Raw genomic sequence first — 26,232 nt, 5'->3', positions numbered from 1 at the left:
CGTCTGCCATCCATTCCACAATGCTATGCTTGGATATATCAGAAACAACAATTTCGGATAGATGATGACCAAGCCTACGCTGGATGTGGACGCCGTCCAGGCGTTCGTGAACATCGCGGAATTTCGCAGCTTCACGAAAGCGGCGGACGCCCTGGGCACGACCCAAGGCGCGATCAGCGTCAGGCTCAAACGCCTGGAAGACCGGTTGGGCCATAAGCTGATCGAACGGACGCCGCGGCATGTGCGGCTTTCGGCACAGGGCGCGACTTTCGTGAATGGAGCGCGCGAATTCCTGGCCGCGCACGACCGCGCGCTGGCGTTGCTGGACGCCGAACGGCGGCATTTCAGGCTGGGCATCGCCTCCCACATCGCGGGGCCGGAAACCCCGACCTTGCTGGCCCGGTTGCATGAACGCGATCCAGCGTTGAGCATCGAGGTCCGGTTGGACAATTCGCACACGCTGCTGGGCGCGTTCGACAATGGCGACCTGGAAGCCGTGATCGTCGGCCAGGAGGATGATCGCCGCGACGGCGAAGACCTCGGGCCCGAACATTTCGGCTGGTTCGCCGCCCCGAGCTTTGAATGGCGCACCGGCGAACCGCTCAGGCTGGCTGCCCTGATGCCATGCTGCCAGGTCCGCAACACGGCGATCCAGGCCCTGGATCGAAGCGAGATCGCGTGGAACGAGGTCTTCGTAGGCGGCGGCTATGCCGTCATGGCCGCCGTCTCGGCCGGCTTGGCGATCGGCGCCCTGGCCTGCCGCCTGGCGCCGGCCGACACGATCGAAGTCGGCGAGCGTTTTTCGTTGCCCGCCCTGCCAGGCTCCCGCATCACGCTGCACTCGACGCTGACGGACTCGCGGTCGCGCGACGCGTTGCGCACGATCGCAGCTGCCTACCGGGAACACCGGGGCGTCAGGCCGTCACCGCCACAGAAATAAAAAAAGGGGAATTGATGGGGACTGTCCATCAGGCAGTCTCCATCAATCCCCCAAAAGGCCGGCGCGTTTTCAAGGCGCCGCCACGGATTTCAATTCAAAACGCGCGCGACACCGAGAAGACCGCGCCCAGACGGCCGGACGGGTGGCCGTACTTGGTCGGGAGCCAGTTGTCCTTGGTGGCCCCGACCGCGGCCAGGCCCAGCACCCAGCCCTTCAAGTCCTTCGTCACGCCGACCTTATAGTCGACGTAGTGGCCAATCGAATCGCCGTCCATGTTCGATTGGTTCTTCAGCTTCTGATAGCCCAAGTGGCCAAGGAGGCCCCAGCCATCGCCCAGATCGAACGTGGCCGTACCGTCCAGATACCAGGTGCCTTTGCTGTCCGGCGTGCTGAAGAAGTCGCTGGGCGTATACGAGTACTTCAACGAGTAGTTCCCGTAGGAAGCGCCCAGATAGAGGTCGGTGTTGTTGTAGTTACCGCCTTTTGGCGAGCTGGAGCCCGGGTAGTAGTAATGCAGCACACCGGCGTCAAGCGTGAAGCCGCCGCCCACGTCGCCCTTCCAGCCGCCGTAGAAATCCATTTCCAGGTTGCCGTCGGTGAACACGAAGTTCGAGACGTTGGAGTTCCAGTTGCCCAGATAGAAGCCGGAGCTGTGGGTCAGGTCGATACCCAATTGCACTGCGGGGCGGAAGTCGGTCTGCGAGTAACCGCGGAACCGGTAGTCGCTGGCAATGGTGGCGTTGCCGCTAAGAGAAAAACCGCCCCCCAGATCGGTGGGTTCAGCCTGGGCCGTCGAGGCGAAACAAGCGGCAAGCGCAAAAGGCAAGGCTAGCAACGTCTTCTTCATGGTGCGGAGTCCTGATCGGATTTAACGAGGAGGAGGACGGCCTCGCGGGCGCATCCCTCTGACCGGTTTTGCAGCGGTTGGTTACCGGCTCCCTTTCCCTTAAGCAATGTCCATGCCAGGTTTCAAGCGGGTGACAAACGGCTGTCGGGCCGTTGAATCACTGTTGCAATGCACCAGAAGCGTGCGGACGCTCCGCCTCCATTTGCGGCGCGTGCGTCAAGTTGGGGAATCCGCGCCACGCTGGGGCGACATGGCGGGATGGCCGTCGTGCCATCGGCGCTTCACAAAGAAAAACCCCGGCCCGCGCAATAGCGCGTCCGGGGTTGGCCTTCAGGCCGCGGCGCCGTCGGCCCCGCGTGGCAGCCGGTTCGGCCGGCCAAGCAGGGTTGGCGGGCTTAGTTCGCCGCCGGCGCCGGAGGCGGAGCGACGTCGCCAGCGGCCGGAGGCGGAGGCGGTGCGCCCCTGCCCTTGCCGCCATGGCGCCCTTCCATCTTGGCGTGGCGTTCCTGCATCTTGGCTTCGCGGTCCTTGACCAGCTTGGTCACCTGGCCGCGCTGGGTGTCGTTCAAGCTATCCCAGACAGCCAGCCACTGGTCGCGCACCTGCTGGCCTTGCGCCCGGAACTCATCGCGTGTCTGATCCGACTGCGCCATCAAGGCGCGCGGGTCCAGCTTGCCGGTGTCCAGCTGCGACTTCAGCAGGTCGTGGCGCTTGCCGCCCGACGCGCGCATGGCTTCGTGCAGGCTGCGCTGGCTGTCTTGCGCGGTCTTGAACAGGGCTTGCTGCTTGTCGTCCAGCTTCAGCTGATCAAGCTGCGCCTTGGAGACCGGGCCGATGCCGGGAATGAACAGGCCGTCGCGCATGCCCTTGTGGAACTCGCCGCGTTGACCATGATGCATGGCGGCCGGACCGCCATCGGCGGGAGGCGGCGGCGCGGCCATGACGGAACCGGCCACCAGACCGCCCGTCGCGGCGACAAATGCAAGAGCGGCCAAATTGGAGCGGATAGCGAATCGGGACATGTTGTGTCTCCTGAAAGTGAAGAAAGCGAGACCATTGTGCGATCGACCCGGTTTCAACCGGGTTTCGTCCCCGCCATCCATGTTTCAGTCGATTGCGCATGCGCCAGACGCGAAGACGGGGCCTGCCAGGCCCCGTGCTTCGTCCATGCCAGCCCCGCGCGACGTGTCAGGTCGCGTCCCAGGCCGCCATGTATTCCTTCCAGTGCGGCGCATCGCTGGCGGACAGCGTATCGCGCACCAGGGCGATTTCGGCGTCATAGGCGGTGCGGTCGAGCTCGCCCCGCAAAAAGCGGAAGCGGCAATACACCAACCAGGTGTTGACGACATCGGTCTCGCAATAGGCCCGGACTTCGTCGGCGCGACCCGTGCTCCAGGCCTCCCAGACCTTGCTGCCGTCCATCCCCAGCTTGCCGGGAAAGCCGCACAGCTTGGCCAGATCATCCAGCGGCGCGTTGGCGCGGCCGTTGTACTTGGCCAGCACGTCCATCAAGTCGAGATGACGCGTGTGGTAGCGGGCAATATAGTTGTTGAACTTGAAGTCGCGGTCTTCTTCGCCCATGTCCCAATAGCGCGGGGCAGGCACGCCCAGGATCAGGCTGCGGTAGTGCAGGACGGGCAGGTCGAAACCCGAGCCGTTCCAGCTCACCAGCTTGGGCGTATAGCGTTCGATGGTCTTGAAGAACCCCGCCAGCAAAGCGGCTTCGGGATCATCGGGCTGGCCCAGCGTCTTGACGCGAAAGCCTTGATCGTCACGGAACACGCAACCGACCACCGCCACCTTGTGCAGGTGCAGCGGCAGGAAATCGTGGCCGACGGCTTCGCGGCGCGCGGTCAGCGCCCGTTCGACCACTTCCTGGTCTGGAACCTCGGGCCCCCAGCCGTTGAGCTTGCGCAGCCCGTCGGCGTCGGGGATCGTTTCAAGGTCGAATACAAGCGTGGGCGTCATTTTGCGGGCAGGTACTGCATCGGGTCGACCGGCGTGCCTTGGCGGCGGATCTCGAAATGCAGGCGGGGCGACGTGGTGTCGGTCTGGCCCAGTTCGGCGATCTTGGCGCCGCGCTTGACGTTTTGGCCCGTCTTCACCAGCAGGGCGCGGTTATGCGCGTAAGCGGTGATGAAACCGTTCTGGTGTTCGACGATGATCAAGTTACCCAGGCCGCGCACGCCGTTGCCGCTGTACTTGACCAGGCCATCGGCCGCAGCGGTGATCGGGTCGCCCAGCGCGCCGGAGATATCGATGCCCTTGCTGCTGGCGTTGAACGTCTGCACGATCGCGCCATTGGCGGGCCATGCCCAGTTGATGACGCTGGCATCCGCCGCGCGCGGGGAAGGCTTGACCTCGACCGGCGCGGGCGCCGGCGTGGCCGACGAATCCGGCGGCGGCAGCGAGGCGACCGGCGCGTCGGGCTGATCCAGCGGCCGCGGCTGCGGCTTGGCACTGGCGACAGGTGCCGTTTGCGCGCCCCCGCCCGACCCGCCGGACATCTTCAGCACCTGGCCGACCGAGATCTGGTTAGGATCGCTGAGATTGTTCCAGCGCTTGACGCTTTCGATGTCCACGTTGTTGGCACGGGCGATCTTGTAGAGCGTGTCGCCCGGCTTGACCACATAGCTGCCGCCCGGCTGAGTCGCCGGTGCGGGTTGCCCGCCGGTCATGTCGACCACCGGTGCACGAGTCCCTTTCGATGCGCAGCCGGCCAAAATGGCCAGGCTGAGCGCCCCCGCGATAAAGAGCGGGCGGCGCAGGCGCGTCATGGACGCGCCCATAGTCATATCGGTCAGTTGCAACTGCCCGTTGAGCATACGTTTCTCCTGTTTGCTCAAGATTGTATTCCGGCGCGTAGCGGCACAAAGCGCACGGCCTCTAATTCAGTGCGTTTCCAGCTGGCTGCGCCGGTGCGTTCGATCAGCACCAGGCGCTGGTTCGAGCCCCCTTCGGGGGCGATCAAGCGGCCACCCGGCGCAAGCTGCGTCAGCAGCGCTTGCGGAATGGCCAGGCCAGCGGCAGCCACAACGATAGCATCGAACGGGGCCACGCCGGGCAGCCCCAGGGTGCCGTCGCCATAGATCAGACGGATACGCGTGGTCAGCCGCAAGGCGCGCAGATGCTCGCGCGCGAGCTCGTAGAGCCCACGAATGCGTTCGATCGAATGGACCTCGCGCACGAACTGCGCAAGCACCGCCGCCTGATAGCCGCAACCCGCGCCCACTTCGAGCACGCGGGTCGGCGTGCGGTCTTCGCACACGGCGGCGATCATGCGCGCCACCACCCAGGGCTGCGAGATGGTTTGCGAATGACCGATGGGCAACGCCGCGTCTTCATACGCGCGGCTGGCCAACGCTTCATCGACGAAAAGATGGCGCGGCACGGCGGACATGGCGTTCAACACGCGCTCGTCGCTGATGCCCTGGCCGCGCAGGCGCTGCACCATCGCCTGACGCAGCCGGTCGGAGTTCAGGCCCAGGTTGTTGCCGGCGGCGGGCACGGGCGCCTGGGCTTGGCGCGGCAAGGTGGCGGCGGAAATGCGGGTATTGCTGTTGGCGGGCGTGACGCCGGGACTGAGCCGCCCGGAGTCGTAGCGGACCGGGCTGGGCCGGCCCGGCACCGCCTGGGACACGTCGGGCTGGCTTATGCGTTTGCGCATAGCGGCTCTGCCCAAGTGCGGATTTCGTCCAGTTGACTGTGCTGGGTCAGGTCTAGGCGCAGTGGCGTAACCGACACCGAACCCTGCTCCACCGCATGGAAATCCGTGCCCGGAGCGGCATCCGCGGCCAAGCCCACGGGACCGATCCAGTAGACCGTATCGCCGTATGGCGTGGTGGTACGCACCACCGGCTGCGACGGGTGCCGCTTGCCCAGGCGCGTGACCGCGAAGCCGCGCAGGTCGTCGAAACGCCGGTTGGGGATGTTGACGTTCAACAGCACCGGCGCCGCCAACGGCTGGGCCAGATGCCGTTCGACGACCAGACGGGCGGCGCGCGCGGCGGAGTCGATGTGCTCCCAGCCCTTTTCGGCCAGCGAGAACGCGATGGCCGGGATGCCGAACAGGTAGCCTTCGCTGGCGGCGGCGACCGTGCCGGAATACAGCGTGTCGTCACCCATGTTGGCGCCGTTGTTGATACCCGACACGACCAAGTCCGGGCGCGTGTCCATCAGCCCCGTGAGCGCCACGTGGACGCAATCGGAAGGCGTGCCGCTGACGGCGAAGAAGCCGTTGGACGCCGTGCGCACCGACAAGGGCCGGTTCAGCGTCAGGGAGTTGGAGGCGCCGCTATGGTTGGTCTCGGGCGCGACGACGGTTAAATCGCCCAAGCCTTGCAGCGCTGCCACCAGCGCTTCGAGCCCAGGGGCCGAGTAACCATCATCGTTCGAAACCAGAATTCGCATTGTGCATCCGAAAGAAAATAAAACGCGCGTGGACGTGTCGGATTGTACCGTCCGCAGCCACACCCTGTATGCCGCCGTTGCCCGCGCCTGTCGACCGAGGCGTCGGCGCCACGCTCGATAACCCGTACCCAGGGGCGGCGGCCGGCGCGGTAGAATCCGCGCCATTACGACAACAACGGACTCCCTCTCCATGGCGATTACCGAACCCTCCCTGGCGTTCACCGCTGCACTCATCGTGCTGGCCTACCTGATCGGCTCCGTGCCGTTCGCGGTGGTCATCAGCAAGCTGATGGGGCTGCAAGACCCCCGTAGCTACGGGTCCAAGAACCCCGGCGCCACCAATGTGCTGCGCACCGGCAACAAGACGGCCGCCGCGCTGACCTTGCTGGGCGACGCCGCAAAGGGATGGTTCGCGATCTGGCTGGCCGAAAAGCTGGCCCCCGGCATCGCCCCCGCAGGCCTGGCCCTGGTGGCCCTGGCCGCCTTCGTGGGTCACCTGTACCCCGTTTTCCTGGGGTTCAAGGGCGGCAAGGGCGTGGCGACGGCGCTGGGCGTGCTGGTGGCGATCCAGCCCTGGCTGGCCGTGGCCACCGCGGCCACCTGGTTGATCATCGCGGTCTTCTTCCGTTATTCCTCACTGGCCTCGCTGGTGGCGGCGTTCTTCGCCCCCGTGTATTACGTCTTCGGCTCGGGGCTTGCCTGGCATGCCCAACCGCCCATGGGCGTGGCGCTGGCGGTGATCGGCGTGCTGCTGTTCTATCGCCATCGCGCGAACATCACCCGCCTGATCCAGGGCACCGAAAGCAAGATCGGCGGCGGCAAGAAAAAATAAGGCCTGTCCGCGATGAGAACGGGCGGCCTTGGCCGCCCGTTTCTATTGGGAGATGTCCGCCAGGTCCCAACGCGGCTTGACCGTAAAGCTGTGCGCGTCGGGGTCCAGCGTCACCAGGCCCGCCTTGACCCGCTCGGCGGCCGCGAAAGCGATCATCGCGCCGTTGTCGGTACACAATTCCAGCGGCGGGAAAAACGCCTGCGCGCGCAACGGTTTCAGCGCGGCGGCCAGTTTGGCGCGCAGCAGCTGGTTCGCGCCCACGCCGCCGGCCACCACCAGCCGGCGCAAACCGGTCTGCTTCAAGGCCTTGATGGCCTTGGCGGCCAGCACATCGACGATTGCGCCCTGCGTGGCCGCTGCCAAGTCGGCCCGGGTTTGGTCGTTCAGCCCGCCTTCCTTTTCAGCCGCCTTGACCCGGGTCAGCACCGCCGTCTTCAGGCCGCTGAAGCTGAAATCCAGGTCGCCGCTGTGCAGCATCGGGCGCGGCAGTTCGAAGCGCGACGCGTCGCCCTGCCCCGCCAGCTTGGCCAAGGCCGGACCGCCGGGATAGCCCAGGCCCATCAGCTTGGCCGATTTATCGAAGGCTTCGCCCGCGGCGTCATCCAGCGTTTCACCCAGCAGCTCGTAGCGGCCGACTCCGTCCACGCGCATCAGTTGCGTATGGCCGCCGGACACCAGCAGCGCCACGAACGGGAAATCGGGCCGCGGATCGGCCAACATCGGCGACAACAGGTGGCCTTCCAGATGGTGGATGCCGATGGCCGGCAAATGCCGCGACCACGCGAACGACTGCGCCACGCTGGCACCGACCAGCAAGGCGCCCGCCAGCCCCGGGCCGGCGGTATAGGCGACGGCGCCGATGTCGGACATCTGCAGGCCGGCCTCTTCCAGCACTTGGCGGGTCAAGGGCACGACGCGGCGGATATGGTCGCGCGAGGCGAGTTCCGGCACCACGCCACCATATTCCTGGTGCATGGCGATCTGGGTGTGCAGCGCATGCGCGAGCAGTCCCCGTTCCGTACAGACGGCTGCGACACCGGTTTCGTCGCAGGAGCTTTCAAAGCCGAGAATAATCATGGCGGCAGAGTTTACAACTGATGCGAAAATACGCCTGTTTTTGAAATCGCGGGGCCTGCCGGCGCCCGCCCACAACAACCTACAAGCCTGCAAACACACTGGGGACTCGAATGCTGGAGAAGCTATTCAAGCTGCGTGAACACGGGACCACCGCGCGTACCGAGATCGTGGCCGGTCTGACGACCTTCCTGACGATGTCATACATCATCTTCGTCAACCCGGACATCCTGTCGTCCACCGGCATGGACCGCGACGCCGTTTTCGTGGCCACCTGCCTGGCGGCCGCGCTGGGTTCGCTGGTAATGGCCCTGATCGCCAACTGGCCGATCGGGATGGCGCCGGGCATGGGCCTGAACGCCTTCTTCGCCTTCACCGTCGTCAAAACGATGGGCTACACCTGGGAACAGGCGCTGGGCGCCGTGTTCATCTCGGGGGTGATCTTCCTGATCCTGACGATCTCGGGCATCCGGGTCTGGCTGGTCAAGGGCATCCCCCATTCGCTGCGCAGCGCCATCGCGGCGGGCATCGGGCTGTTCCTTGCCATTATCGCGCTATCCAGCGCCGGCATCGTCGTCGCCCACCCGGCCACCAAGGTCTCTTTGGGGAACCTGACGACCCACGGCCCGCTGTTTGCGATCCTGGGCTTCTTCATCATCGCCTCGCTCGACGCGCTGCGCGTGCGCGGTGCGATCCTGATCGGCATCATCGTCGTCACCGTGCTGTCGATGGCGCTGGGCTACAACGAATTCAAGGGCATTTTCTCGGCCCCGCCCAGCCTGGCCCCCACGTTTCTGAAACTGGACATCCTGGGCGCGCTGCATAGCGGCTTCGTGCACGTGATCCTGGTGTTTGTGCTGGTCGAGGTGTTCGATGCCACGGGCACGCTGGTGGGCGTGGCCAAACGCGCCGGCCTGGTGCCGGAAGGCCGCCCCAACCGCCTGGGCCGCGCGCTGTTCGCCGACAGCACCGCCATCGTCGCCGGTTCCGCGCTGGGTACCAGCAGCACCACCGCCTTCGTGGAAAGCGCGTCGGGCGTGCAGGCCGGCGGCCGCACGGGCATGACCGCGCTGGTAGTCGCGCTGCTGTTCCTGGCCGCGTTGTTCATTTCGCCGCTGGCCGGCGCCGTGCCCGCTTATGCCACCGCGCCCGCGCTGCTGTATGTAGCCGGCCTGATGATGCGCGAACTGATCGACATCGACTGGAACGAAGTCACGGAAGCCACGCCGGCTGCCCTGACCGCGCTGGTCATGCCCTTCACGTACTCGATCGCCAACGGCATCGCCTTCGGCTTCATCAGCTATGTGGTGCTGAAGACAGCCACTGGCAAGGTCCGCGACGTACATCCGGCCACGTGGCTGGTGGCGGTGCTGTTCGTGATCCGCTACGCGTTCTTCCCCGAATAGACCGTTCAGGCGTCTCCCACCCCAAAAGCCGCCCGGCGCCCTGCCGCGGCGGCTTTTTTGTGGATGCCCGGGCCACGCAGCGTGGGGGCTCCTTTTATCGCCGGGCCGCCCCAAGATAAAAGCGCCCCCTCGGGGGGCAGCGCAGCGTGGGGGCCCCTTTTATCGCCGGGCCGCCCCAAGATAAAAGCGCCCCCTCGGGGGGCCACGCAGCGTGGGGGCCCCTTTTATCGCCGGGCCGCCCCAAGATAAAAGCGCCCCCTCGGGGGGCAGCGCAGCGTGGGGGCCCTCCCCCATCGGGGCGATAGCCCCTGGCAATACAACCCACCCGGCCATAAGGTTGCTGCGGTCCTGGGTTGAATTCGCCGATACACTCCCCACGTATCACGGTATATGGAGTTCACCTTGCGCCTTGCCCGCTTTACCCCCGCGTTGCCCCCCTGTTCCGTCCGTCTGCCGGAGATGTCCGCATGAGCCCCCTTGCGCGCATCCCGTTTTCGGTCCTGGACCTGGCCCCAATTGTGCAGGGCCGTGACGCGGCCGACGCCTTCCGCAATACCGTGGCCGTGGCTCAGCATGTGGAACGCCTGGGCTACAAGCGCTTCTGGCTGGCTGAACACCACAACATCAACGGCGTGGCGTCCAGCGCGACGGCGGTGCTGATCGGCCACGTGGCCGGCCACACCAGCACGCTGCGGGTCGGATCGGGCGGCATCATGCTGCCTAACCATGCCCCGCTGATCATTGCGGAACAGTTCGGCACCCTGGAAACGCTATATCCGGGCCGTATCGACCTGGGACTGGGGCGCGCGCCCGGCAGCGATGGAGCAACGCAACATGCGCTGCGCCGCGGGCCGCGCAGCGGGCTGGAGTTTCCGGCGCTGGTCGAAGAATTGCGGGGCTTCCTGGCCGCTTCGCGCCCCAACCAACCGGTGCGCGCCATCCCCGGCGAAGGACTGGATATTCCGATCTGGTTGCTGGGTTCAAGCGATTTCAGCGCACGCCTGGCCGCCGAACTGGGTTTGCCGTTCTCGTTCGCGGGCCATTTTTCGCCTGAGGGCATGGCGGCGATGCGCCTGTACCGGCATTTGTTCAAGCCGTCGGCCACGCTGTCGCGCCCCTACGCCATGATCGGCGTACCGGTCATCGCGGCCGAATCCGACGAAGCCGCGCAGCGCCAGTCGACCACGCAGCAACTGAAATTCCTCTCGCTGGTGCGCGGCAACCGCCTGCAACTGCAACCTCCCGTCGAAAGCATGGACGGTTTGTGGAACGAATGGGAGCGCGAAGCGGTCAATCAAAGACTGGGCGCCGCCATCGTGGGCGGCCCCGACACTGTGAAGCGCCGGCTGGAAGCGCTGGTGGCCGAAACCGAGGCCGACGAAGTCATGATCGTGTCCGACTTCTTCGACCTCGCCGACCGCCTGCGTTCTTTCGAAATCGTCGCGTCGCTGAAGAACGACGCCGGCATCTCGACAAAAACCGCGGCCTGACGGCCGCTGACTACGCACTTCATAGCGCCAACCATTGCGACGCCGCCATCGGCGGCTCTACTATTGCCTTTAGAGCGCGTGGCACCTGAAGCGTCGCCGAATCAGCGCCGGGACAGGCATATCCCGGCTCTCTGACACCGCCTTTTTTTGCCGCCTGGCCGCCCCAAGGCAAAAAAACCGCCCCCTTGGGGGGCTGCAAGCATGCGAAGCGTGCCTGGCGTGGGGGCCTTTTTTACGCCGCGTTCCGCGGCAAGGATCCAAAATGAGTATTGTTGAACTCACCAAAGACAGCTTCCAGGACGCCATCACCCCAGACGGCACCCTGATCGTCGACTTCTGGGCTCCCTGGTGCGGCCCATGCCGTGGTTTTGCTCCCGTCTTCGAGCAAGCCGCGACAGAGCACACCGATGTCACGTTCGCCAAGGTGAACACCGACGTAGAGCAGGAATTGGCCGGCGCGCTGGGTATCCGTTCGATCCCCACGCTGATGGTCTTCCGTGAGAAGGTCCTGCTGTTCTCGCAGCCCGGCGCCTTGTCGGGCGGTCAGCTGAACGAGCTGCTTGCCAAGATCAAGGAGGTGGACATGGAAAAGGTCCACCAGGAAATCGCCGCGGCGCAAGACAGCCAAAGCGCGTAACCGTGCAAAGGGGCCCGATCAAGGGCCCCTTTCTCTTTCTGCCGCGCCGTCAGGGCCGGGTCATGACACCACGTCCCAGGCCGAGCGCCCTCGTGTGATATTGGCGACGGTGACCTCCAGGTCACCCGCCACGCTGCGGGGCACCGTGAAGCACAGCGCCACGCCGTCCTCGTTGAAATCCTCTTGGGAAATGACTGCGCCGGCTTGCACCAGACGCGACTTCAGCAGCGCCAGATCGGCAAAGCCGCAAGTGCAGGTGACGGTGGCCAGGTCCACGATTTCGGTCCGGTCGCCCAGGCGCAGGCAATTCGCCGCGCATCCCCCGTATGCCCGCACCAGTCCGCCCGCCCCCAGCTTGATGCCGCCGTACCAGCGCACCACCAGGACGGCCACGCGATCCATGTCCTGCCCCTCGATCGCCTGAAGGATGGGACGGCCGGCCGTGCCGCCAGGTTCGCCGTCGTCATTGAAGCGGTACTCCTGCCCGATGCGATAGGCCCAGCAGTTGTGGGTGGCTTCGAAGTCGCTGTGCTCGGCGAAAAAGCGCATCGCCTCGTCCACCGACGAGACCGGCGCGGCATACGCGGCAAAGCGGCTTTTCTTGATGTCTTCCTGATACGAGCAGGGAGCGGTCAACGTGTGCGTCATGCCCGGCATTGTAAGTGCTGGGGCACCACCCGTTCTAACCGTGGCAGTCGGCCACTTCCTGGTCCAGATAAACGTCGAATGCGACGTCGCGCGCCCATTTCGCCGCCATCGCCTTCCAGGCGCCGGCGCGGTCCCAGGCACGCATTTCGTCCGCCAGCAAGGCGCGGCCGGCGGTGTCGCCAGCCGGTAACAGCCACGCGCGCTCGCGCCGCGCGCCGTCCGCCGCCAGCGTGGACGAGAACTTCTTCCACTCCGGGAACCGCACCAGGGGCTCCCAGACCGCGTCATCCACCAGGCCGATATCGCAATTGCCTTCGCGTACGGCCACCAGCGCGTCGGACGGCACGCGGTAAGTGCGCACCACCGCGCCCCAGCTTTCGGCCAAGGCCCGGGCCTGGGTCGCGGCTTCGGCCATGCAGACGCTGCGGCCGCGCACATCGGCGGGCTTGCGCCACGACGTGTCGCTGCGGATCAGTGCCTTGGGGCGCGCACCATACCCGGTAGCCAGCACGGCAACGGTTTGCGGTTGGGCGCCCGCGCCATCGGCCAGCACCAGATCCACCTGGCCGGCTGCCAGCGCCGCCGCGGCCTGCGTGGCCGGTACCTGCTGCAACCGCACCGGCAAGCCCAGGCGCTGGCCAAGCTTGTCGGCCATCTGCGCGTCCAGGCCATCCGGCGTGCGGATCTTGGCGCCCGCCACGGGCGGCGGCGCCAGATACGGCACGCCCACCACCAGTTCGCCGCGCGCGTGCGCGGCGGCGAACCCGGCGTCTTGCGCCTGCGCGACGCCCGCCAGCAGCAGGCTGGCAATCAGGGCGGCAAGGCGAACCGGGTGGATCATGCGAGGCTCCGGCGCTTAAACGTACTGATAGCGCAACAGGCGATGCTTGAGGTTTTCAAGCACGAACTGATCGATCAGAGCGGCCAGCACGGCAATGACGAGGATATTGGTCATGACGCCGGTCATGTCGGCGATTTCGCCCGAATAGGCCAGCGAACGGCCAAGGCCCTTGCCGAAGCCGATCAGCATTTCCGCCGAGATCAGGGCGCGCCAGGCGTTGCCGAACGCCAATTGCGCGCCGGTGATCAGCTCGGGCATCACCGCCGGCAGATAGACACGCTTGACCAGCCCCCAGCGCGTGGCGCCCATGACGCGTGCCGCGGACACGTGCACGCGCTGCACGGATTCGGTGGCGTTCATCACGCTGAGCGCGGCCGGGAAGAACGCCGACAGCGCGACCACGACGATGATGGGCGTGTTGCCGAACCCCATCACGATCAGGAACAACGGCACCCAGGCGATCGACGGGATCGACTGCAGGATAACGATGGCGCTGCGCAGCACTTCGCGGAAGAAGAACAGCACTGCGGCCACCAGGCCGAAGCCGATCCCCGCCGCCAGCGCCAGGCTGTAGCCCGCGCCCAGCCGGCCCAGCGTGCCCAGCAGGCTTTGGTGGAACGATTGCTTGCCCAGGTCTTCGAACAGGCGTTCGACCACCGCGGGCACGCCCGGCATCAGGAAGTCAGGCAGCGCGAACGCCGCCAATTGCCACAAGGCAAGAATGAACAGGACGCCCAAAACGCCCGCAAGATGCTTGCGGGCGCCGGTCACTCGGGTAGACGAGCTCAAAGTTTGCGCGCCTCTTGCCAGGACAGGTCAACGATGCTGGACACGTCATACGGCTTGCCGTCGCGCGTCTTCAGCGAACCCTGGGCTTGCAGGATATCGGCAATTTCCTGCATGCGCGCCGTGTCCTTCTCGGTCAGCTTGGGCGTGAACACCTGCGTGCTGATGGCTTCGGCGATGACGGTTTCGCGCGGCAATTCGCCGCGATGCAAGGTCTTGAGCGTGGGCTCGGCGATGAAATACGAGGCGATCAGCTTGGAGGCCTGCGCCGGCTCTTTCTGCAGCAGCGCGATGGCCTGGTTCTGCGCGTCCAGCGCCTTCCAGACGTCCTCCTTGCGCTTGGCCAGCGTTTCACCCGAGGTGATCACGACCATGCACGGGAACGGCCACGCCTGGCCCACTTCGTAGATCTGCTTGACCGGCGCCACCAGTTGCGCGATGCGGTCGTAGGGTTCGAACAGGAAGGCCGCATCCACGCGCTTGCCCACCAGCGACTGCACCGCCACCGCCGGGCTCACGCCCATGACGTTGACGTCGTCGGCGCCCAGGTTGCCTTGCTTGAGCACGACGCCTTTGAGCACGACGTCCGCCGTGCTGCCTTCGGCTTGGGATGCCAGCGTCTTGCCCTTCAGGCCGGCGATGTCCTTGATGCCGGAATCATCGCGCACGATCAGCGAGTGATAGCCCTGCTGCGCGCCGCCCACGACTTTCAGGTCGGCGCCCTTGGACGCCCAGGCCACCGCGTTGGTGAAGCCCAGCACGCCGATATCCAGTTGGCCGCCGACGATCGCCTTGATCAGGTCGGTGCCCGACTTGAACTCGATCAACTCCGAATCCAGGCCCGCGTTCTTGTAGAAGCCGCCTTCTTGCGCGACGATCGCCTGCGCGTCGTCCATCACGCGCAGGTAACCGACGCGGAATTTTTCGGCGGCCATTGCGGGGGCCGCCGCCAGCAGTGCCGCGGCCAGCGGCAGGGTCAGCCATTGCTTCAATTTCATGAGTGGGAGCTCCAGGGGATTCAAAGTCGGCGGCGCCGTGGCACCGCCCGGAATAGGAATGCCGGTCAGGCGGCCAGGGCCAGGTCCGGGTGCGCCTGCGAACCGTCCACCGCGATGCCCAGCAAGCGCAGGATCTCGCGCTTTTCAGCAGCCAGGTCCGACAGGTCGTGGGTTTTCTCGCGGTGCGCAAGGTTGAATTCGCGCAATACGCGCGCCGGGCGCGGGCTGAAGACGACGATGCGGTCGGCCAGGAACAAGGCTTCGTCGACATCGTGCGTGACCAGCAGCACGGTGGGTTTTTCCTGGGCGATCAACTGGCGCAGCACATCCTGCAGGCTCAGGCGGGTCAGCGCATCCAGCGCGCCGAAGGGCTCGTCCATCAGCATCGTCTTGGGCTGCGCAATAAAGGCACGTGCCAGCGCGGCCCGTTGCCGCATGCCGCCCGACACCTGATGCGGGTAATAGTGCTCGAAGCCGCCCAGGCTGACGCGCGCCAACCAATGGCGGGCGGCCTCGCGGGCGCGCTTCTTGGGCGTGTTCTGGAATTCCAGCGCCAGCGCCACGTTGTCTTCCAGCGTCAGCCACGGATACAGGGCGTGTTCCTGGAACACCAGCGTGCGGCTGGGGTGCGGGCCACCAACTGCCTGGCCATCGGCCAGCACGTTGCCTTGCGTGGGTTTTTCCAGCCCGGCCGCCAGATGCAGCAACGTGGATTTGCCGCAGCCCGACGGGCCGACCAGGGCGACCAGCTCACCGGTCTGGATTTCGCTGGTAAAGCCATCCACGACGGGCAGGTCGCCGAAGTGCTTGTGGACGTGATCGAAGGTCAGGTTCATGGAACGAATCGTGGGCGCGCGTGGAGAACGAGGCCTAATCTAACAATTCGTTATATGAACTCAAACGATCAATATTGAATGTCTTAACTTCTTTTGGTTATGTAGAACACCAGCGGGGGCCCGCTACCCCGCTGCCTGTTGGCGCTGGGCGTGTCGCTGCAAGCCGAACGCGATCATGAACCCCGTCAGCACGGCCGCCGCGGCCGCCAGGAAGATGGACGGATATCCGTAGCCGCTGGAGATGTAGCCGGCGACCGGACCCGTCACGCCCAAGGCCAGGTCCAGGAAGGCCGAGTACGCGCCCAACGCGGCGCCACGGCTGCCGGCCGGCACGCGCGCCACGGCTTCCACGCCGATGGCCGGGAACACCAGCGCGAAGCCGCAGCCGGTCAACGCCGCGCCCAGCAGCGCCGCTGCGGGATTGGGCGCCAACCACAGCAGCAACAACCCCGCCGCTTCCACCAGGAAAGACACCTGCGCGACGCGGAAGCCGCCGAATCGGGTAATGGTGCCCGCGAACAGCAGGCGCACGCCGATGAATGCGCCGCCGAAGGCGCTGAGCGCGTTCGCCGCGCCTTCCCACGAGAAACTGGCGTAGTACAGCGCCACGAAGGCCGCCAGCGTGCCGAAGCCCACCGACCCCAGGCCCAGCGCCATGCCGTGTGGGAAGACGCGCAGCACCACACTCTTGAACGCCATCCGGTGGCCGCCCACGATCGCCACGGCCGCGCGTGATGCCGCCATCCCCAGCCCGGCCAGCCCCAGCAACAGCACCATGCCGCCCAGCGCGCCCATGCTCCATTCCTTCTCCAGATGGACGCCCAGCGGCGCGCCCAGCGCCAGGCCGCCGTAGGTGCAGATGCCGTTCCACGAGATCACGCGGGCGGTGTGCAACGGGCCGACGCGGGCGATCGCCCAGGTGGCCGACCCCGTGCCCACCCAGCTTTCACCGAACCCCAGCGCCAGGCGGCTGACGATGATGGCGGTCAGGCTGAGCCAGCCGCTGCGTTCGAAGGCATAGGCCAAGAGCAGGAAAACGCCGCTGGCCGCGCACGCGATCATGCCGATCACGACCGTTTGCTTGGGGCCCACCGTATCGGCCATGCGGCCCGCGTGCGAGCGGCTGAGCAGCGTGGCCACGTACTGCACGCTGATGGCCAGGCCGGCCAACACCGAGCCGTAGCCCAGGTTGCCATGCACGTAGCCCGGCAACACGGCCAGTGGCAGGCCGATGGCCAGATAGCAGATGAAGGTGAAGACGGCGATGGAAACGATGCGCGCGGTCAACGCGAACGTCCCGATGGGCTGGCCATCGGGCGTGGTGTGAGGTGTGGGGGGCATGAATCGGAAGGACGGAGTGGGCGCGCATTGCATCCGGGTTTACCCGAATCATAGCGCACGCCAAATTGCACCGGGCTGAACGCGGGAAGTCATGCCTCGGGCGATACGGAACTCGAATCACAGCCGCCGAAAACGATATTGGACGGCGTTGCCCGGGCTAATTACCGTGAAGCCACACATAACGGGGCCCACCCCGATCGGAGCGATATGGAACGAGACAACCACGCCGCGGCCCCGCCGCGCGGCGCGCTATCCCATTTGAAAGTCCTGGATCTGACGCGCGTGCTGGCCGGGCCCTGGGCCACCCAGACGCTGGCCGACATGGGCGCGGATGTCATCAAGATCGAACGACCGCAAGCCGGCGATGACACGCGGGCCTGGGGCCCGCCGTTCCTGGTCGGCGCCGATGGGGAAGAAACTCGGGACTCGTCCTATTTCCTGAGCGCCAACCGGGGCAAGCGGTCAGTGACGGTGGACCTTGCCACGCCCGAGGGCCAGGAGTTGATCCGCAATCTGGCGCGGGATTCGGATGTGCTGGTCGAGAACTACAAAGTGGGCACACTGGCGCGCTATGGCCTGGACTACGCCAGCCTGCGCGAGATCAACCCGCGCCTGGTCTACTGCTCGGTCACCGGTTTCGGGCAGGATGGCCCCTACGCCCCCCTGCCCGGCTACGACTTCGTGTTCCAGGGCATGGGCGGCCTGATGAGCATCACCGGCGAACCCGACCGGGAACCGATGAAGTCCGGCATCGCGATCACCGACTTGCTGACCGGCGTCTACACCAGCACGGCGATCCTGGCCGCGCTGGAACACCGCCACATCAGCGGCGAAGGCCAGCACATCGACATGGCCCTGTTGGATTGCGTGGTGACAATATCGTCGTATCAGGCCATCAATTACTTCCTGTCGGGCAAGGTGCCGCAGCGCATGGGCAATGCCCATTCCAACATGGTGCCCTACCAGGTGTTCGCTTGCCGGGAAGGCTCGGTGATCGTCGCGGTGGGCAATGACGGCCAGTACCGCGCGTTCTGCGCCGCGATCGGACGCCCCGAGCTCGCCGCCGACGACCGCTATGCCACCGCCGCCCAGCGCAACCGGAACCGCGCCACGCTGATTCCGCCCATCGCCGAGGCCATGCTGGCGCGGCCGATGCGCGAATGGGTCGACGCCCTGCAGACGGCCGGCGTGCCCTGCGGCCCGATCTACGACATTGAGCAGGTCTTCCAGGATCCCCACGTGCGCCACCGCGGCATGCAGTTGTCGCTGCCGCACGCCTCCGGCGTGCCGACGCCAGCGGTCGCCAATCCCATCCGCATGAGCGCTACACCCATGCGCTACGAACATGCGGCGCCCGAACTGGGCCAGCACACGGACGCCGTGCTGCGCGGCCGGCTGGGCCTTAGCGCCTCCCGCATTGCCGAATTGAAAGCCCGAGGCGTCGTCTGAACGCCCCCGACCCTGACGGAGACAACACCATGCGCATTCTCACTGCCGCCGCGCGCCGCGCGCTCTGGCTCCCGGCTCTGCTGGCCACCGTGCTGACCGCGCCGGCTTTCGCCCAGGAAGCCCCGGTCAGGTTCGTCGTGCCCTACCCACCGGGCGGCGCCGCCGACCAGATCACCCGGTTGGTCGCCCAGGAAATGAGCAAGGCCGGCGGCGCGCCCATCATCATCGAAAACAAGCCGGGCGCCGCGGGCATGATCGCCGCCGACCACGTCGCGCGCGCCAAGCCGGACGGCAAGACGTTCTTCGTGGGCTCCAATGCCCCGCTGGTGGTCAATCAGGCCCTGTACGCCAAGATGACCTACGACCCCGCGCGAGACTTCGTGCCGGTCTCCGGCATGGCCAAATCGCCGCTGCTGCTAGTGGTGCGCCACGATCTGCCGGCGCCCGATGTCAAGGCGCTGATCGCCCTGGGCCGGCAGGCGCCGGGCAAGTTGACGATGGGGTCGGCCGGCACCGGCAACATCACTTATCTGGCGGGCGAGTACGCGGTCAGCAAGCTGGGGTTCCAGGTCACCCACGTGCCCTATCAGGGCAGCGCGCCGGCCATCGTGGGCTTGATGGGCGGCAGCACCGACATGATGTTCGACGCCCTGCCCTCGTGCATGGCGCAGGCCCAGGCGGGCAAGATCCGGCCGTTCGCCGTGCTGGACGACAGGCGCTTCGCGGGCCTGCCCGACGTGCCCACCGCCGCCGAACTCGGCTACCCCGGCATCGACGCCAGCGCCTGGTTCGGCCTGGTGGCACCAGCCGGCACCCCGGACGCGGTGGTCCAACGCGTGAACCAGGACGTCAACCGCGCGCTGGGGCAAGTGGACCTGCAGCGCAAGCTGACCGCGATCGGCGCGGTGCCCATGCCGGGAGACTCCGGCGTATTTGCCGCGTTCGTGCAAGCCGAACGGGACCGCTGGCTGCCCGTCGCGCGCGACCTGGGCCTGAAAGCGCAATAGCGCCGCCCATCGTTGCGATCACCCCGACATCACGGAGGAGACATCACATGGCATTGACAATCACGCGCCACGGCGCGACGGCGGTCCTCAGCATGGAGCGGCCGGCCCAACGCAACGCGCTCAGCCAGGAAATGCGCGAGGCGTTCGACCGCGCGCTGCGCGACGTGCGCGACGACGACGCCGTGAAGGCGGTCGTGCTGACCGGCTCGGGCGGACACTTCTGCGCGGGCGGAGACATCAAATCGATCTCGCGAGCGCTGGCCGAGGGCCGGGACGGGTTCGAAGGCCGCGACCGCATCCGCCATATCCAGCGCTGGTTCGACATGCTGGTGGACCTGGAAAAGCCGGTGATTTGCGCGGTGGACGGCGCGGCCTTCGGCGCGGGCCTGTCGCTGGCGCTGTGCGCCGACTACGTCATCGCACAACGCAGCGCGACGTTCTGCGCGGTGTTCGCCCGCATCGGCTACGTGCCCGATCTGCTGGGCATGTACCTGCTGCCACGCGCCGTGGGCCTGGCGCGCGCCAAGGAACTGGTCTTTACGGCCCGCGTATGCGGCGCCGACGAGGCGCTGCGCCTGGGAATGGTGCAGGAGGTCTGCGACAACGCGCTGGACCGCGCGCTGGACATGGCCGAGCGCTTCCATTGCGCGCCCACGCAGGCCCTGGGCCTGGCCAAGACGGTCATGAACCGCAGTTTCGAATCCACGCGCGAGGCGGTCTACGCCCAAGAGGCAATGGCGCAAGCCATCTGCCGCGACAGTGCCTTCCACCGCGAAGCCGCCCGCCGCTTCGTGGACAAGCAACCTGCCCTTTACCAGTGGGACTGACCCATTGCCCGGCCGCGCGGGTGCGGCGGGGCAATGGGCATCCGGCCGGGATCAGGCCTCGATGCCGCGCGATTCCAGATAGTCTTCGTAGCCGCCGCGGTAGTCGATGATCTCGCCCGAGGGCAGGATTTCGATCACGCGGGTGGCCAGGCCGGACACGAATTCGCGGTCGTGCGACACGAAGACCAGCGTGCCTTCGTACTTTTCCAGCGCGAACTGCAGCGATTCGATCGATTCCATGTCCAAGTGGTTGGTCGGCTCGTCGAGCAGCAGGACGTTGTGCCGGCGCAGCATCAGGCGGCCGAAGGTCATGCGGTTCTTTTCGCCGCCCGACAGCACCTTGGGCGCCTTGGGCAGATCGTCCGCCGAGAACAGCAGGCGGCCCAGCACCGAGCGGATCGACTGGTCGTCATCGCCCGGCTGGCGATGGTCGCCCATCCAATCCAGCAGATTGATGTCGGTCTGCAGGAAATGGTCCGAGACGTCCTGCGCCATATAGCCAAGGTCGGCGTTGTCAGACCATTTCACCGAACCCGAGTCCGGCTGCAGTTCGGTGGCCAGCAGGCGCAGCAACGTGGTCTTGCCCACGCCGTTGGCGCCGATGATGGCGATCTTTTCACCGGCATCGACCATCGCCGAGAACTTGGTGATCACCGGCGCGTCGTAAGCCTTGGTCAGATTTTCGACCGTGACCGCCAGGCGGTGCATGACCTTGTTCTGCTCGAACCGGATGTACGGGTTCTGGCGCGACGACGGCTTGACCACGACCTGATCGGCCTTGATGCGGTCAATCTGCTTTAAGCGCGACGTGGCCTGGCGCGACTTGGATTTGTTGGCGGCGAAGCGGCGAACGAAGTCCTGCAGTTCGGCGACGCGTTCCTTGGCCTTGGCGTTGTTGGACACCAGGCGCTCGCGGGCCTGGGTCGACGCCAGCATATAGTCGTCGTAGTTGCCGGCGTAGATGCGGATCTCGCCATAGTCCACGTCGGCCATGTGCGTGCACACCTGGTTCAGGAAGTGGCGATCGTGGCTGATGATGATCATCGTGCTCTGGTAGCCGTTGAGCACGTTTTCCAACCAACGGATGGTGTTGATATCCAGGTTGTTGGTCGGCTCGTCCAGCAGCAGGACGTCGGGGTTCGAGAACAGCGCCTGCGCCAGCAGCACGCGCAGCTTCCAGCCCGGGGCGACTTCGCGCATCGGCAGGTTGTGCTGATCCACGGCGATTTCCAGGCCCAGCAGCAATTCGCCGGCGCGTGCTTCGGCGGTATAGCCGTCGTACTCGGCGAACTTGGCTTCCAGGTCGGCGGCGCGCATGTAGTCGTCTTCCGTCGCTTCCGGATTCGCGTAGATCGCGTCGCGCTCGGACATGGCGGCCCACATTTCGGTGTGGCCCATCATGACGACGTCCAGCACGCGAAGGTCTTCGAACGCGAACTGGTCCTGGCGCAGCTTGCCCAGGCGCACGCCCGGTTCAAGCGAGACGTTGCCGCCCGACGCTTCAAGGTCGCCGCCGATGATCTTCATGAACGTGGACTTACCGGACCCATTGGCCCCGATCAGCCCGTACCGGTTGCCTTCCCCGAACTTGACGCTGACGTTCTCGAAAAGGGGCTTGGGACCGAACTGGATGGTGAGATTGGCTGTGGATATCACGGTGTATTTGAGTCTGAGGGCGCCCGAAGACGCATGCGGAGAAACCCGATAGTGTAGCAAATGGGGCTGCGGCCCCGATTTTCAATGTCCGGTCCCGAATGAAAACGCCCCCGGGTTCCGGCCGGAGCCGGATCCCGGGGGCGTCTCGCCACGGGTAAATCAGTGGTGGTGTTCGTCCAGCACCAGATGCGCCAGGCCCTTTTCGGTGGCGATACCCACCTTCTGCCCGATCGGCAAGGTGGCCTTGGTGGCCACATGGCCGTAAGGCAGGCCGGTGACGACCGGCACCTTGACCGTCTTGCGCAGCCAGGCGACGACTTCGTGCAGGTCATAGCCCTTGTCGTGCGGTGCCAGCTTGTAGTCCGAGAAGCGGCCCAGCACGATCGCCTTCTGCTTGGCCAGGACGCCGGCCTGCCACAGCTGGATCAACATGCGCTCGACGCGGTAGGGATGCTCGGCCACGTCTTCCAGGAACAGGATGCCGCCACGGATCTTCGGGAAGTACGGCGTGCCGAGCAGCGACGTCAGCATGGCCAGATTGCCGCCCCACAGGATGCCGCGGGCATCGACCGGGTCGGCGTCTTGCGTTTCGAAGCTGAGGATTTCGAGCTCGCCGCGCATGACTTCGCCGAACAGCGCTTCCGTCAGGTCATCGACTTTCTTGCCGCCGAAGTCGGCGACCGCGGTGGCGCCGGTGTAGCTGACGGCGCCCGTCTGCGCCAGGAGGCCCAGGTTGAAGGCAGTGAAATCGCTCATGCCGACGAAGCGCTTGCCGCTGTCGGCCATCGCTTTCCAATCGATCTGATGCAGCAACCGGCCCATGCCGTAGCCGCCGCGCGTCACCATGACGATGGGCAGCTTCTGCTTGACGGCGCGCGTCAGGCTGGCCAGGCGCTGCGCGTCGGTGCCGGCGAAGCGCTGGTGTTCGGCGTAGGCGGTGCGATCGATGACCGTCTTGAAACCCTGCTGCTGCAGGCGTTCGCGGGCGAGTTCGACCGTGGCCGGGTCGCGCACGGCCGAGGACGGCGAGATCAGATAGATGCCCCGGGCGTCCGGCAGCGTGTGGCTGTGCCCGTGGTCGTGGCCGCAATCCTCGTCGCAGGCGGGGCCGTGGCCATGATCGTGGTCGTGGTCGTGGGCGGGGGTCTTGATGGCCGTCTTTGCAGCCGTCTTTGCAGCCGTCTTTGCAACGGTCTTTGCAGCCGGCTTGGCGGCGGTCTTGCCGGCGGCTGCCTTCGTGCCCGCCTTGGCGGCTTTGGGGGTGCTCATGCTATGGATTCCTTGGCGCGGCGTTCGCGGAAGAACCGGCGCAGCAAGTCGCCGCAAGGTTCCGCCAGCACGCCGCCAGTGACTGAAGTGTGATGATTGAGTTTCGGGACCGACCCGACGTCCAGCACGCTGCCGCAGGCGCCGGTCTTGGGGTCGTAGGCGCCGAACACGACACGCGCCAGCCGCGCATGCAGCATGGCGCCGATGCACATGACGCAAGGCTCCAGCGTGACATAGACGGTGATGCCCGGCAGGCGGTAGTTTTCCATCTGGCGCGCAGCGCTGCGCAAGGCGACGATTTCGGCGTGGGCCGTGGGGTCGTGGTCGATGATGGTGCGGTTATAGCCGCGCCCCAGGATCTCGCCTTTGGCGGACACGACCAGCGCACCCACGGGCACTTCGCCGATGTCGTAAGCGGCCTGGGCCTCTTGCAGCGCCAGGCGGATGTAGCGGGCGTCTTCTTCGGTCCAGGGCGGGACGGCCGCAAGCGGACCGGCCTCAACCACGGTACACCCGGGATTTCAGCGCAATGCGGCCGGCCAGGCTGGTCACGGCCTCTTCCAGCCACTGGTAAAGCTCGGCCTGTTCGTCGTAGCGCGCCTGGTTCAGGTTGGACACCCGCCCTTCTTCGATGAACCCCCACGCCCGGCTGCGCTTGTCGCGGTGCTTCGGATCCCAGACGCCGAAGGCAAAGCCGCCGGCCCGGCGGATCAGCGAGAAGCACGGGATGTCGGTGTAGCCGTCGCCGACGAACACCATCTGGTCAAACGGCACGCGCAAGCGGTCTTCGGGCACCTTGCGGTTGACCTCGAAGGGCTTGTTGCGGAAGTCGCGCCCGATGATGCCTTTCTGGATGTGGAACAGATAGCGTGTCTTGTCGGTGAAACTGACGATGCGGCGCGGGAACGTGATGCCGCCGTCGTCGCCATAGACGAATTCGGATGCCCAGATTTCGGTGAATTCATACGCGATGGGCGTGGAACGCACCACGTCGCCGATGCCGCTTGAGATCAGGTAGAACTCCAGCTGCACCTGCGGCTGTTCGGCCCGCACCGCCGTCCGCAGGCGCTGGAACAAGGTCGGCACCCCGTCGTGCAATTCCAGGCGCGAGCCCCATTCCTTCAGGCGCTGCTGCGTGATGAGGCCATGCGTGCCCGCCTGGGACAGCTGGATCATCTTGTATAGATAGGCGGGCACCGGATCCCAGTCCTGCTTGGACAGCAGCGGGTCGACCTCGTCTTTCCAGAACGAGGCCGTGTCCACCCCGATGCTTTCCAGGAAACCGGACGTGCTGTCCGAAGCCAGCGTGTCGTCGAAATCGAAAATCAGGGCGATGACATCGGACATGGGATGCGTGAATAAAGGGCGGAATAAGGGCGGAAAAAGCGCAGCAGCCGCCATTTTGCCTGAATGTGGCGGCCGCTGTGCGCCCTCCCGGGCCCTATCCGGCCATTATTGGCGCATCGGGGCGTTCATCGTGCCGGTAGCCGGCGCAGGCGCCATTGCAGGAGCCGGCGCCATGCCGGGAGCCGGCGCCATGCCCGGCGCCGTGGTGGCCGGCGGGACCGTGCCTGCCGGCACCTGGATCACCGTTTCACGCAGTACCCCGCCGCCCTGGACGCTGCCGCGCACATTGGTGGGCGACGACATCTGGGTCAGGCAGTCCTGGCGGGACGCCGCCGGCAGGCGATTGCAGCGGTCGACCATGTTCTGCTGATGCTGGTCGGCGCTGCCTTCCTTCAGGTTCTGACGATTAGCTTCATCGCGGGCCGCGCCAGCTTCGCGCATGCATGTCGCGCGGTCCTGGTTGGTATTGCCGCTTTTGCACTTCGCAACGTCCTGCTCGTATTGGGACTGGATGGCGGCGCGGCCGATCGCATCTGCCGCGTGGGCCGCGCCCGCGGCCAACATCAAGCCCGCCGCGCAGAGGGTCGCTGCGAGGCGTTTGGTATGCATGGGTCGTACGTTCATGGCCAGCTCCTTGAAAGAATTGAACCGTAAGCGGTCAAGACCACCTGCCCGTCCCGCCGCTTGCTTGCGACCACTATCCCACGATGCCGCGTCGGGGACATGTCCAGCAACTTGATTTCGTAAGGTTACGTATCAAGCGTCAGATTTGCGAGGGGCGCGCGCACGGACGCGAATAGCTCCCACACCGGGCACGCTTGGCATGCTTGCCGCCCCAAAGCGGGCATTTTTTCTCCTGGGACAGCCCGGCGACAACAAGACAGGGGCACCGGGCCCCTGTCTTGTTGTCGCGTGGCGCAGTGCAACATGCTGCGGCGCATTCACATGATGTGTCGCTTGTTACCGGCGTTAGCGGGCATCCAGGTCTGCGTCGGCCTTGGTCAGCCGGTTGCGGTAGGTTGCCGCGCGCATCAGCAGCATGGCCGTAACGGGAGACGACACGACCAGCAGCAGCATGATGATCACTTCGTGGAACACGGGCCGCGCGGACAAGGCCGAGAACACCAGGATGGACGCGGCCAGCACGCAGCCGCATCCCAGGGTATTGCCGAGCGTGGGCGCGTGGATGCGCGCGTAGAACGTGCGGAACCGCAGCAGGCCGGCCGATCCGGTCAGCGCCAGCAGACCGCCCAGCACCAGCAGGATGCAGGCCGGGATGCCGGCCCACAGGGGGATGGCGGTTTCGATCATGGCTCGATCACCTCGCCGCGCAGGAGGAAGCGAGCCATCGCGGTGGAGCCCACGAACCCGAACAGCGCAATCAGCAGCGCGATGTCGAAATACAGCGACGCCCCCGAGCGGATACCGAAAACCAGCATGGTGAGCATGCCGTTGATATACAGCGTGTCCAGGGCCAGGACGCGGTCTTGCGCGGTGGGGCCGCGCAGAAGGCGGACGGCGGCGAACACCATGCCCAGCGCAAAACACACCAGGGCAAAGGACGCGGCCCAATACAGTGCGGTATTCATAG

28 protein-coding genes are annotated in these 26,232 nt (G+C 65.9%); 8 read left to right on the top strand and 20 right to left on the bottom strand.

The features are described 5' to 3' along the window. The first annotated feature begins 61 nt into the window (after positions 1-61). On the top strand, positions 62-940 hold the full coding sequence (locus tag HG262_RS01705) for a LysR family transcriptional regulator (RefSeq protein ID WP_169269389.1): 879 nt from the start codon (positions 62-64) through the stop codon (positions 938-940). 94 nt (positions 941-1,034) lie between these two features. On the opposite strand, the gene HG262_RS01700 is transcribed toward HG262_RS01705, so the two are convergent. The 6 genes from HG262_RS01700 to surE all read right to left on the bottom strand — a co-directional run bounded on the left by HG262_RS01700 (position 1,035) and on the right by surE (position 6,197). Then, positions 1,035-1,787, bottom strand: a complete 753-nt coding sequence (locus HG262_RS01700) for a TorF family putative porin (RefSeq protein WP_169269388.1) — start codon at positions 1,785-1,787, stop codon at positions 1,035-1,037. A gap of 395 nt (positions 1,788-2,182) precedes the next feature. Further along, entirely contained in the window at positions 2,183-2,809 is a 627-nt protein-coding gene (locus HG262_RS01695; RefSeq protein ID WP_169269387.1) for a hypothetical protein, read from the bottom strand. A gap of 166 nt (positions 2,810-2,975) precedes the next feature. Then, a complete protein-coding gene (locus tag HG262_RS01690; RefSeq protein ID WP_169269386.1) occupies positions 2,976-3,755 on the bottom strand; it encodes a 3'-5' exonuclease in 780 nt (259 codons plus the stop codon). Beyond that, positions 3,752-4,612: a peptidoglycan DD-metalloendopeptidase family protein gene (locus HG262_RS01685; RefSeq protein WP_169269385.1), complete on the bottom strand. Its 861-nt coding sequence runs from the start codon at positions 4,610-4,612 to the stop codon at positions 3,752-3,754. Before HG262_RS01685 ends, HG262_RS01690 begins: the two co-directional genes overlap by 4 nt. Before the next feature lie 17 nt (positions 4,613-4,629). Then, on the bottom strand, positions 4,630-5,454 hold the full coding sequence (locus tag HG262_RS01680) for a protein-L-isoaspartate(D-aspartate) O-methyltransferase (protein ID WP_169269384.1): 825 nt from the start codon (positions 5,452-5,454) through the stop codon (positions 4,630-4,632). Continuing rightward, positions 5,439-6,197 carry a 5'/3'-nucleotidase SurE gene (surE, locus tag HG262_RS01675; protein WP_169269383.1) on the bottom strand — a complete coding sequence of 253 codons (759 nt, stop codon included), beginning with the start codon at positions 6,195-6,197 and terminating at the stop codon, positions 5,439-5,441. The genes HG262_RS01680 and surE overlap by 16 nt, the downstream gene beginning before the upstream one ends. 190 nt (positions 6,198-6,387) lie before the next feature. Here surE and plsY point away from each other — a divergent pair, with 190 nt between their 5' ends. Beyond that, entirely contained in the window at positions 6,388-7,029 is a 642-nt protein-coding gene (gene plsY / locus HG262_RS01670; protein ID WP_169269382.1) for a glycerol-3-phosphate 1-O-acyltransferase PlsY, read from the top strand. A 42-nt stretch (positions 7,030-7,071) separates the two neighbouring features. Here plsY and tsaD read toward each other — a convergent pair whose 3' ends face one another. Continuing rightward, positions 7,072-8,106, bottom strand: coding sequence for a tRNA (adenosine(37)-N6)-threonylcarbamoyltransferase complex transferase subunit TsaD (tsaD, locus tag HG262_RS01665; RefSeq protein ID WP_169269381.1), 1,035 nt, complete (start codon positions 8,104-8,106; stop codon positions 7,072-7,074). Positions 8,107-8,216: 110 nt separating this feature from the next. Here tsaD and HG262_RS01660 point away from each other — a divergent pair, with 110 nt between their 5' ends. The 3 genes from HG262_RS01660 (at position 8,217) to HG262_RS01650 (ending at position 11,636) form a co-directional block, all read left to right on the top strand. Then, the gene (locus HG262_RS01660; RefSeq protein WP_006222298.1) at positions 8,217-9,509 is read left to right on the top strand and encodes an NCS2 family permease; all 1,293 of its coding nucleotides are present in this window, start codon (positions 8,217-8,219) and stop codon (positions 9,507-9,509) included. Positions 9,510-9,976: 467 nt separating this feature from the next. Further along, positions 9,977-10,999 (top strand): LLM class flavin-dependent oxidoreductase, encoded by a 1,023-nt coding sequence (locus tag HG262_RS01655; protein WP_169269380.1) that lies wholly within the window; start codon positions 9,977-9,979, stop codon positions 10,997-10,999. Positions 11,000-11,261: 262 nt separating this feature from the next. Further along, entirely contained in the window at positions 11,262-11,636 is a 375-nt protein-coding gene (locus tag HG262_RS01650) for a thioredoxin family protein (protein WP_169269379.1), read from the top strand. A 60-nt stretch (positions 11,637-11,696) separates the two neighbouring features. Here the strand turns inward: HG262_RS01650 and HG262_RS01645 are convergent, their stop codons facing one another. The 6 genes from HG262_RS01645 to HG262_RS01620 all read right to left on the bottom strand — a co-directional run bounded on the left by HG262_RS01645 (position 11,697) and on the right by HG262_RS01620 (position 17,086). Then, positions 11,697-12,284: a YigZ family protein gene (locus tag HG262_RS01645; protein WP_169269378.1), complete on the bottom strand. Its 588-nt coding sequence runs from the start codon at positions 12,282-12,284 to the stop codon at positions 11,697-11,699. A 34-nt stretch (positions 12,285-12,318) separates the two neighbouring features. Beyond that, entirely contained in the window at positions 12,319-13,125 is an 807-nt protein-coding gene (locus HG262_RS01640; RefSeq protein WP_169269377.1) for a transporter substrate-binding domain-containing protein, read from the bottom strand. Positions 13,126-13,140: 15 nt separating this feature from the next. Further along, complete coding sequence (locus HG262_RS01635; RefSeq protein ID WP_169269376.1) at positions 13,141-13,914, bottom strand: ABC transporter permease; 774 nt, start codon at positions 13,912-13,914, stop codon at positions 13,141-13,143. After that, positions 13,911-14,909 carry an ABC transporter substrate-binding protein gene (locus HG262_RS01630; protein WP_169269375.1) on the bottom strand — a complete coding sequence of 333 codons (999 nt, stop codon included), beginning with the start codon at positions 14,907-14,909 and terminating at the stop codon, positions 13,911-13,913. The genes HG262_RS01635 and HG262_RS01630 overlap by 4 nt, the downstream gene beginning before the upstream one ends. 65 nt (positions 14,910-14,974) lie before the next feature. Continuing rightward, positions 14,975-15,745 (bottom strand): ABC transporter ATP-binding protein, encoded by a 771-nt coding sequence (locus HG262_RS01625; RefSeq protein ID WP_169269374.1) that lies wholly within the window; start codon positions 15,743-15,745, stop codon positions 14,975-14,977. Between the two features lie 123 nt (positions 15,746-15,868). Continuing rightward, the gene (locus tag HG262_RS01620) at positions 15,869-17,086 is read right to left on the bottom strand and encodes an MFS transporter (protein ID WP_169269373.1); all 1,218 of its coding nucleotides are present in this window, start codon (positions 17,084-17,086) and stop codon (positions 15,869-15,871) included. Positions 17,087-17,293: 207 nt separating this feature from the next. Here HG262_RS01620 and HG262_RS01615 point away from each other — a divergent pair, with 207 nt between their 5' ends. Genes HG262_RS01615 through HG262_RS01605 form a run of 3 tightly spaced genes read left to right on the top strand, consistent with a single transcriptional unit; the run spans position 17,294 to position 20,369 of the window. Next, complete coding sequence (locus HG262_RS01615; protein WP_169269372.1) at positions 17,294-18,535, top strand: CaiB/BaiF CoA-transferase family protein; 1,242 nt, start codon at positions 17,294-17,296, stop codon at positions 18,533-18,535. A 29-nt stretch (positions 18,536-18,564) separates the two neighbouring features. Then, on the top strand, positions 18,565-19,542 hold the full coding sequence (locus tag HG262_RS01610) for a tripartite tricarboxylate transporter substrate binding protein (protein WP_169269371.1): 978 nt from the start codon (positions 18,565-18,567) through the stop codon (positions 19,540-19,542). 47 nt (positions 19,543-19,589) lie between these two features. Further along, on the top strand, positions 19,590-20,369 hold the full coding sequence (locus HG262_RS01605) for an enoyl-CoA hydratase/isomerase family protein (RefSeq protein WP_169269370.1): 780 nt from the start codon (positions 19,590-19,592) through the stop codon (positions 20,367-20,369). A gap of 51 nt (positions 20,370-20,420) precedes the next feature. On the opposite strand, the gene HG262_RS01600 is transcribed toward HG262_RS01605, so the two are convergent. From HG262_RS01600 to HG262_RS01570, 7 genes are all read right to left on the bottom strand, one after another. Beyond that, complete coding sequence (locus HG262_RS01600) at positions 20,421-22,025, bottom strand: ABC-F family ATPase (protein WP_169269369.1); 1,605 nt, start codon at positions 22,023-22,025, stop codon at positions 20,421-20,423. 159 nt (positions 22,026-22,184) lie between these two features. After that, positions 22,185-23,294: an LD-carboxypeptidase gene (locus tag HG262_RS01595; protein ID WP_211186921.1), complete on the bottom strand. Its 1,110-nt coding sequence runs from the start codon at positions 23,292-23,294 to the stop codon at positions 22,185-22,187. After that, positions 23,291-23,800 carry a tRNA adenosine(34) deaminase TadA gene (gene tadA, locus HG262_RS01590; RefSeq protein ID WP_169269368.1) on the bottom strand — a complete coding sequence of 170 codons (510 nt, stop codon included), beginning with the start codon at positions 23,798-23,800 and terminating at the stop codon, positions 23,291-23,293. Before tadA ends, HG262_RS01595 begins: the two co-directional genes overlap by 4 nt. Further along, positions 23,793-24,641, bottom strand: coding sequence for an HAD family hydrolase (locus HG262_RS01585; protein ID WP_169269367.1), 849 nt, complete (start codon positions 24,639-24,641; stop codon positions 23,793-23,795). Before HG262_RS01585 ends, tadA begins: the two co-directional genes overlap by 8 nt. Before the next feature lie 105 nt (positions 24,642-24,746). Beyond that, positions 24,747-25,205 carry a hypothetical protein gene (locus HG262_RS01580; protein WP_248293202.1) on the bottom strand — a complete coding sequence of 153 codons (459 nt, stop codon included), beginning with the start codon at positions 25,203-25,205 and terminating at the stop codon, positions 24,747-24,749. A 405-nt stretch (positions 25,206-25,610) separates the two neighbouring features. After that, positions 25,611-25,952 (bottom strand): monovalent cation/H(+) antiporter subunit G, encoded by a 342-nt coding sequence (mnhG, locus tag HG262_RS01575; RefSeq protein ID WP_169269366.1) that lies wholly within the window; start codon positions 25,950-25,952, stop codon positions 25,611-25,613. Continuing rightward, on the bottom strand, positions 25,949-26,230 hold the full coding sequence (locus HG262_RS01570) for a K+/H+ antiporter subunit F (RefSeq protein ID WP_169269554.1): 282 nt from the start codon (positions 26,228-26,230) through the stop codon (positions 25,949-25,951). The genes mnhG and HG262_RS01570 overlap by 4 nt, the downstream gene beginning before the upstream one ends. Positions 26,231-26,232: the final 2 nt, after the last annotated feature.

It is taken from the genome of Achromobacter sp. Bel (assembly GCF_012928505.1).
Taxonomy (GTDB): Bacteria; Pseudomonadota; Gammaproteobacteria; order Burkholderiales; family Burkholderiaceae_B; genus Achromobacter.
Note: the sequence above shows the minus strand (reverse complement) of the source record. Positions and strands in the feature narration are given on the sequence as shown.

What these genes read in the sequence shown, in the direction of transcription:
- HG262_RS01605 (WP_169269370.1), top strand. Translation starts at nt 19,590, where the DNA reads ATGGCATTGACAATCACGCGCCACGGCGCGACGGCGGTCCTCAGCATG.
- HG262_RS01650 (WP_169269379.1), top strand. Translation starts at nt 11,262, where the DNA reads ATGAGTATTGTTGAACTCACCAAAGACAGCTTCCAGGACGCCATCACC.
- tsaD (WP_169269381.1), bottom strand. Translation starts at nt 8,106, where the DNA reads ATGATTATTCTCGGCTTTGAAAGCTCCTGCGACGAAACCGGTGTCGCA.
- HG262_RS01620 (WP_169269373.1), bottom strand. Translation starts at nt 17,086, where the DNA reads ATGCCCCCCACACCTCACACCACGCCCGATGGCCAGCCCATCGGGACG.
- HG262_RS01695 (WP_169269387.1), bottom strand. Translation starts at nt 2,809, where the DNA reads ATGTCCCGATTCGCTATCCGCTCCAATTTGGCCGCTCTTGCATTTGTC.
- HG262_RS01640 (WP_169269377.1), bottom strand. Translation starts at nt 13,125, where the DNA reads ATGATCCACCCGGTTCGCCTTGCCGCCCTGATTGCCAGCCTGCTGCTG.
- HG262_RS01690 (WP_169269386.1), bottom strand. Translation starts at nt 3,755, where the DNA reads ATGACGCCCACGCTTGTATTCGACCTTGAAACGATCCCCGACGCCGAC.
- HG262_RS01570 (WP_169269554.1), bottom strand. Translation starts at nt 26,230, where the DNA reads ATGAATACCGCACTGTATTGGGCCGCGTCCTTTGCCCTGGTGTGTTTT.
- HG262_RS01615 (WP_169269372.1), top strand. Translation starts at nt 17,294, where the DNA reads ATGGAACGAGACAACCACGCCGCGGCCCCGCCGCGCGGCGCGCTATCC.
- HG262_RS01595 (WP_211186921.1), bottom strand. Translation starts at nt 23,294, where the DNA reads ATGAGCACCCCCAAAGCCGCCAAGGCGGGCACGAAGGCAGCCGCCGGC.
- HG262_RS01660 (WP_006222298.1), top strand. Translation starts at nt 8,217, where the DNA reads ATGCTGGAGAAGCTATTCAAGCTGCGTGAACACGGGACCACCGCGCGT.
- HG262_RS01630 (WP_169269375.1), bottom strand. Translation starts at nt 14,909, where the DNA reads ATGAAATTGAAGCAATGGCTGACCCTGCCGCTGGCCGCGGCACTGCTG.
- HG262_RS01625 (WP_169269374.1), bottom strand. Translation starts at nt 15,745, where the DNA reads ATGAACCTGACCTTCGATCACGTCCACAAGCACTTCGGCGACCTGCCC.
- HG262_RS01705 (WP_169269389.1), top strand. Translation starts at nt 62, where the DNA reads ATGATGACCAAGCCTACGCTGGATGTGGACGCCGTCCAGGCGTTCGTG.
- HG262_RS01680 (WP_169269384.1), bottom strand. Translation starts at nt 5,454, where the DNA reads ATGCGCAAACGCATAAGCCAGCCCGACGTGTCCCAGGCGGTGCCGGGC.
- HG262_RS01645 (WP_169269378.1), bottom strand. Translation starts at nt 12,284, where the DNA reads ATGACGCACACGTTGACCGCTCCCTGCTCGTATCAGGAAGACATCAAG.
- mnhG (WP_169269366.1), bottom strand. Translation starts at nt 25,952, where the DNA reads ATGATCGAAACCGCCATCCCCCTGTGGGCCGGCATCCCGGCCTGCATC.
- HG262_RS01580 (WP_248293202.1), bottom strand. Translation starts at nt 25,205, where the DNA reads ATGTTGGCCGCGGGCGCGGCCCACGCGGCAGATGCGATCGGCCGCGCC.
- HG262_RS01585 (WP_169269367.1), bottom strand. Translation starts at nt 24,641, where the DNA reads ATGTCCGATGTCATCGCCCTGATTTTCGATTTCGACGACACGCTGGCT.
- plsY (WP_169269382.1), top strand. Translation starts at nt 6,388, where the DNA reads ATGGCGATTACCGAACCCTCCCTGGCGTTCACCGCTGCACTCATCGTG.
- HG262_RS01685 (WP_169269385.1), bottom strand. Translation starts at nt 4,612, where the DNA reads ATGCTCAACGGGCAGTTGCAACTGACCGATATGACTATGGGCGCGTCC.
- HG262_RS01610 (WP_169269371.1), top strand. Translation starts at nt 18,565, where the DNA reads ATGCGCATTCTCACTGCCGCCGCGCGCCGCGCGCTCTGGCTCCCGGCT.
- HG262_RS01655 (WP_169269380.1), top strand. Translation starts at nt 9,977, where the DNA reads ATGAGCCCCCTTGCGCGCATCCCGTTTTCGGTCCTGGACCTGGCCCCA.
- HG262_RS01700 (WP_169269388.1), bottom strand. Translation starts at nt 1,787, where the DNA reads ATGAAGAAGACGTTGCTAGCCTTGCCTTTTGCGCTTGCCGCTTGTTTC.
- surE (WP_169269383.1), bottom strand. Translation starts at nt 6,197, where the DNA reads ATGCGAATTCTGGTTTCGAACGATGATGGTTACTCGGCCCCTGGGCTC.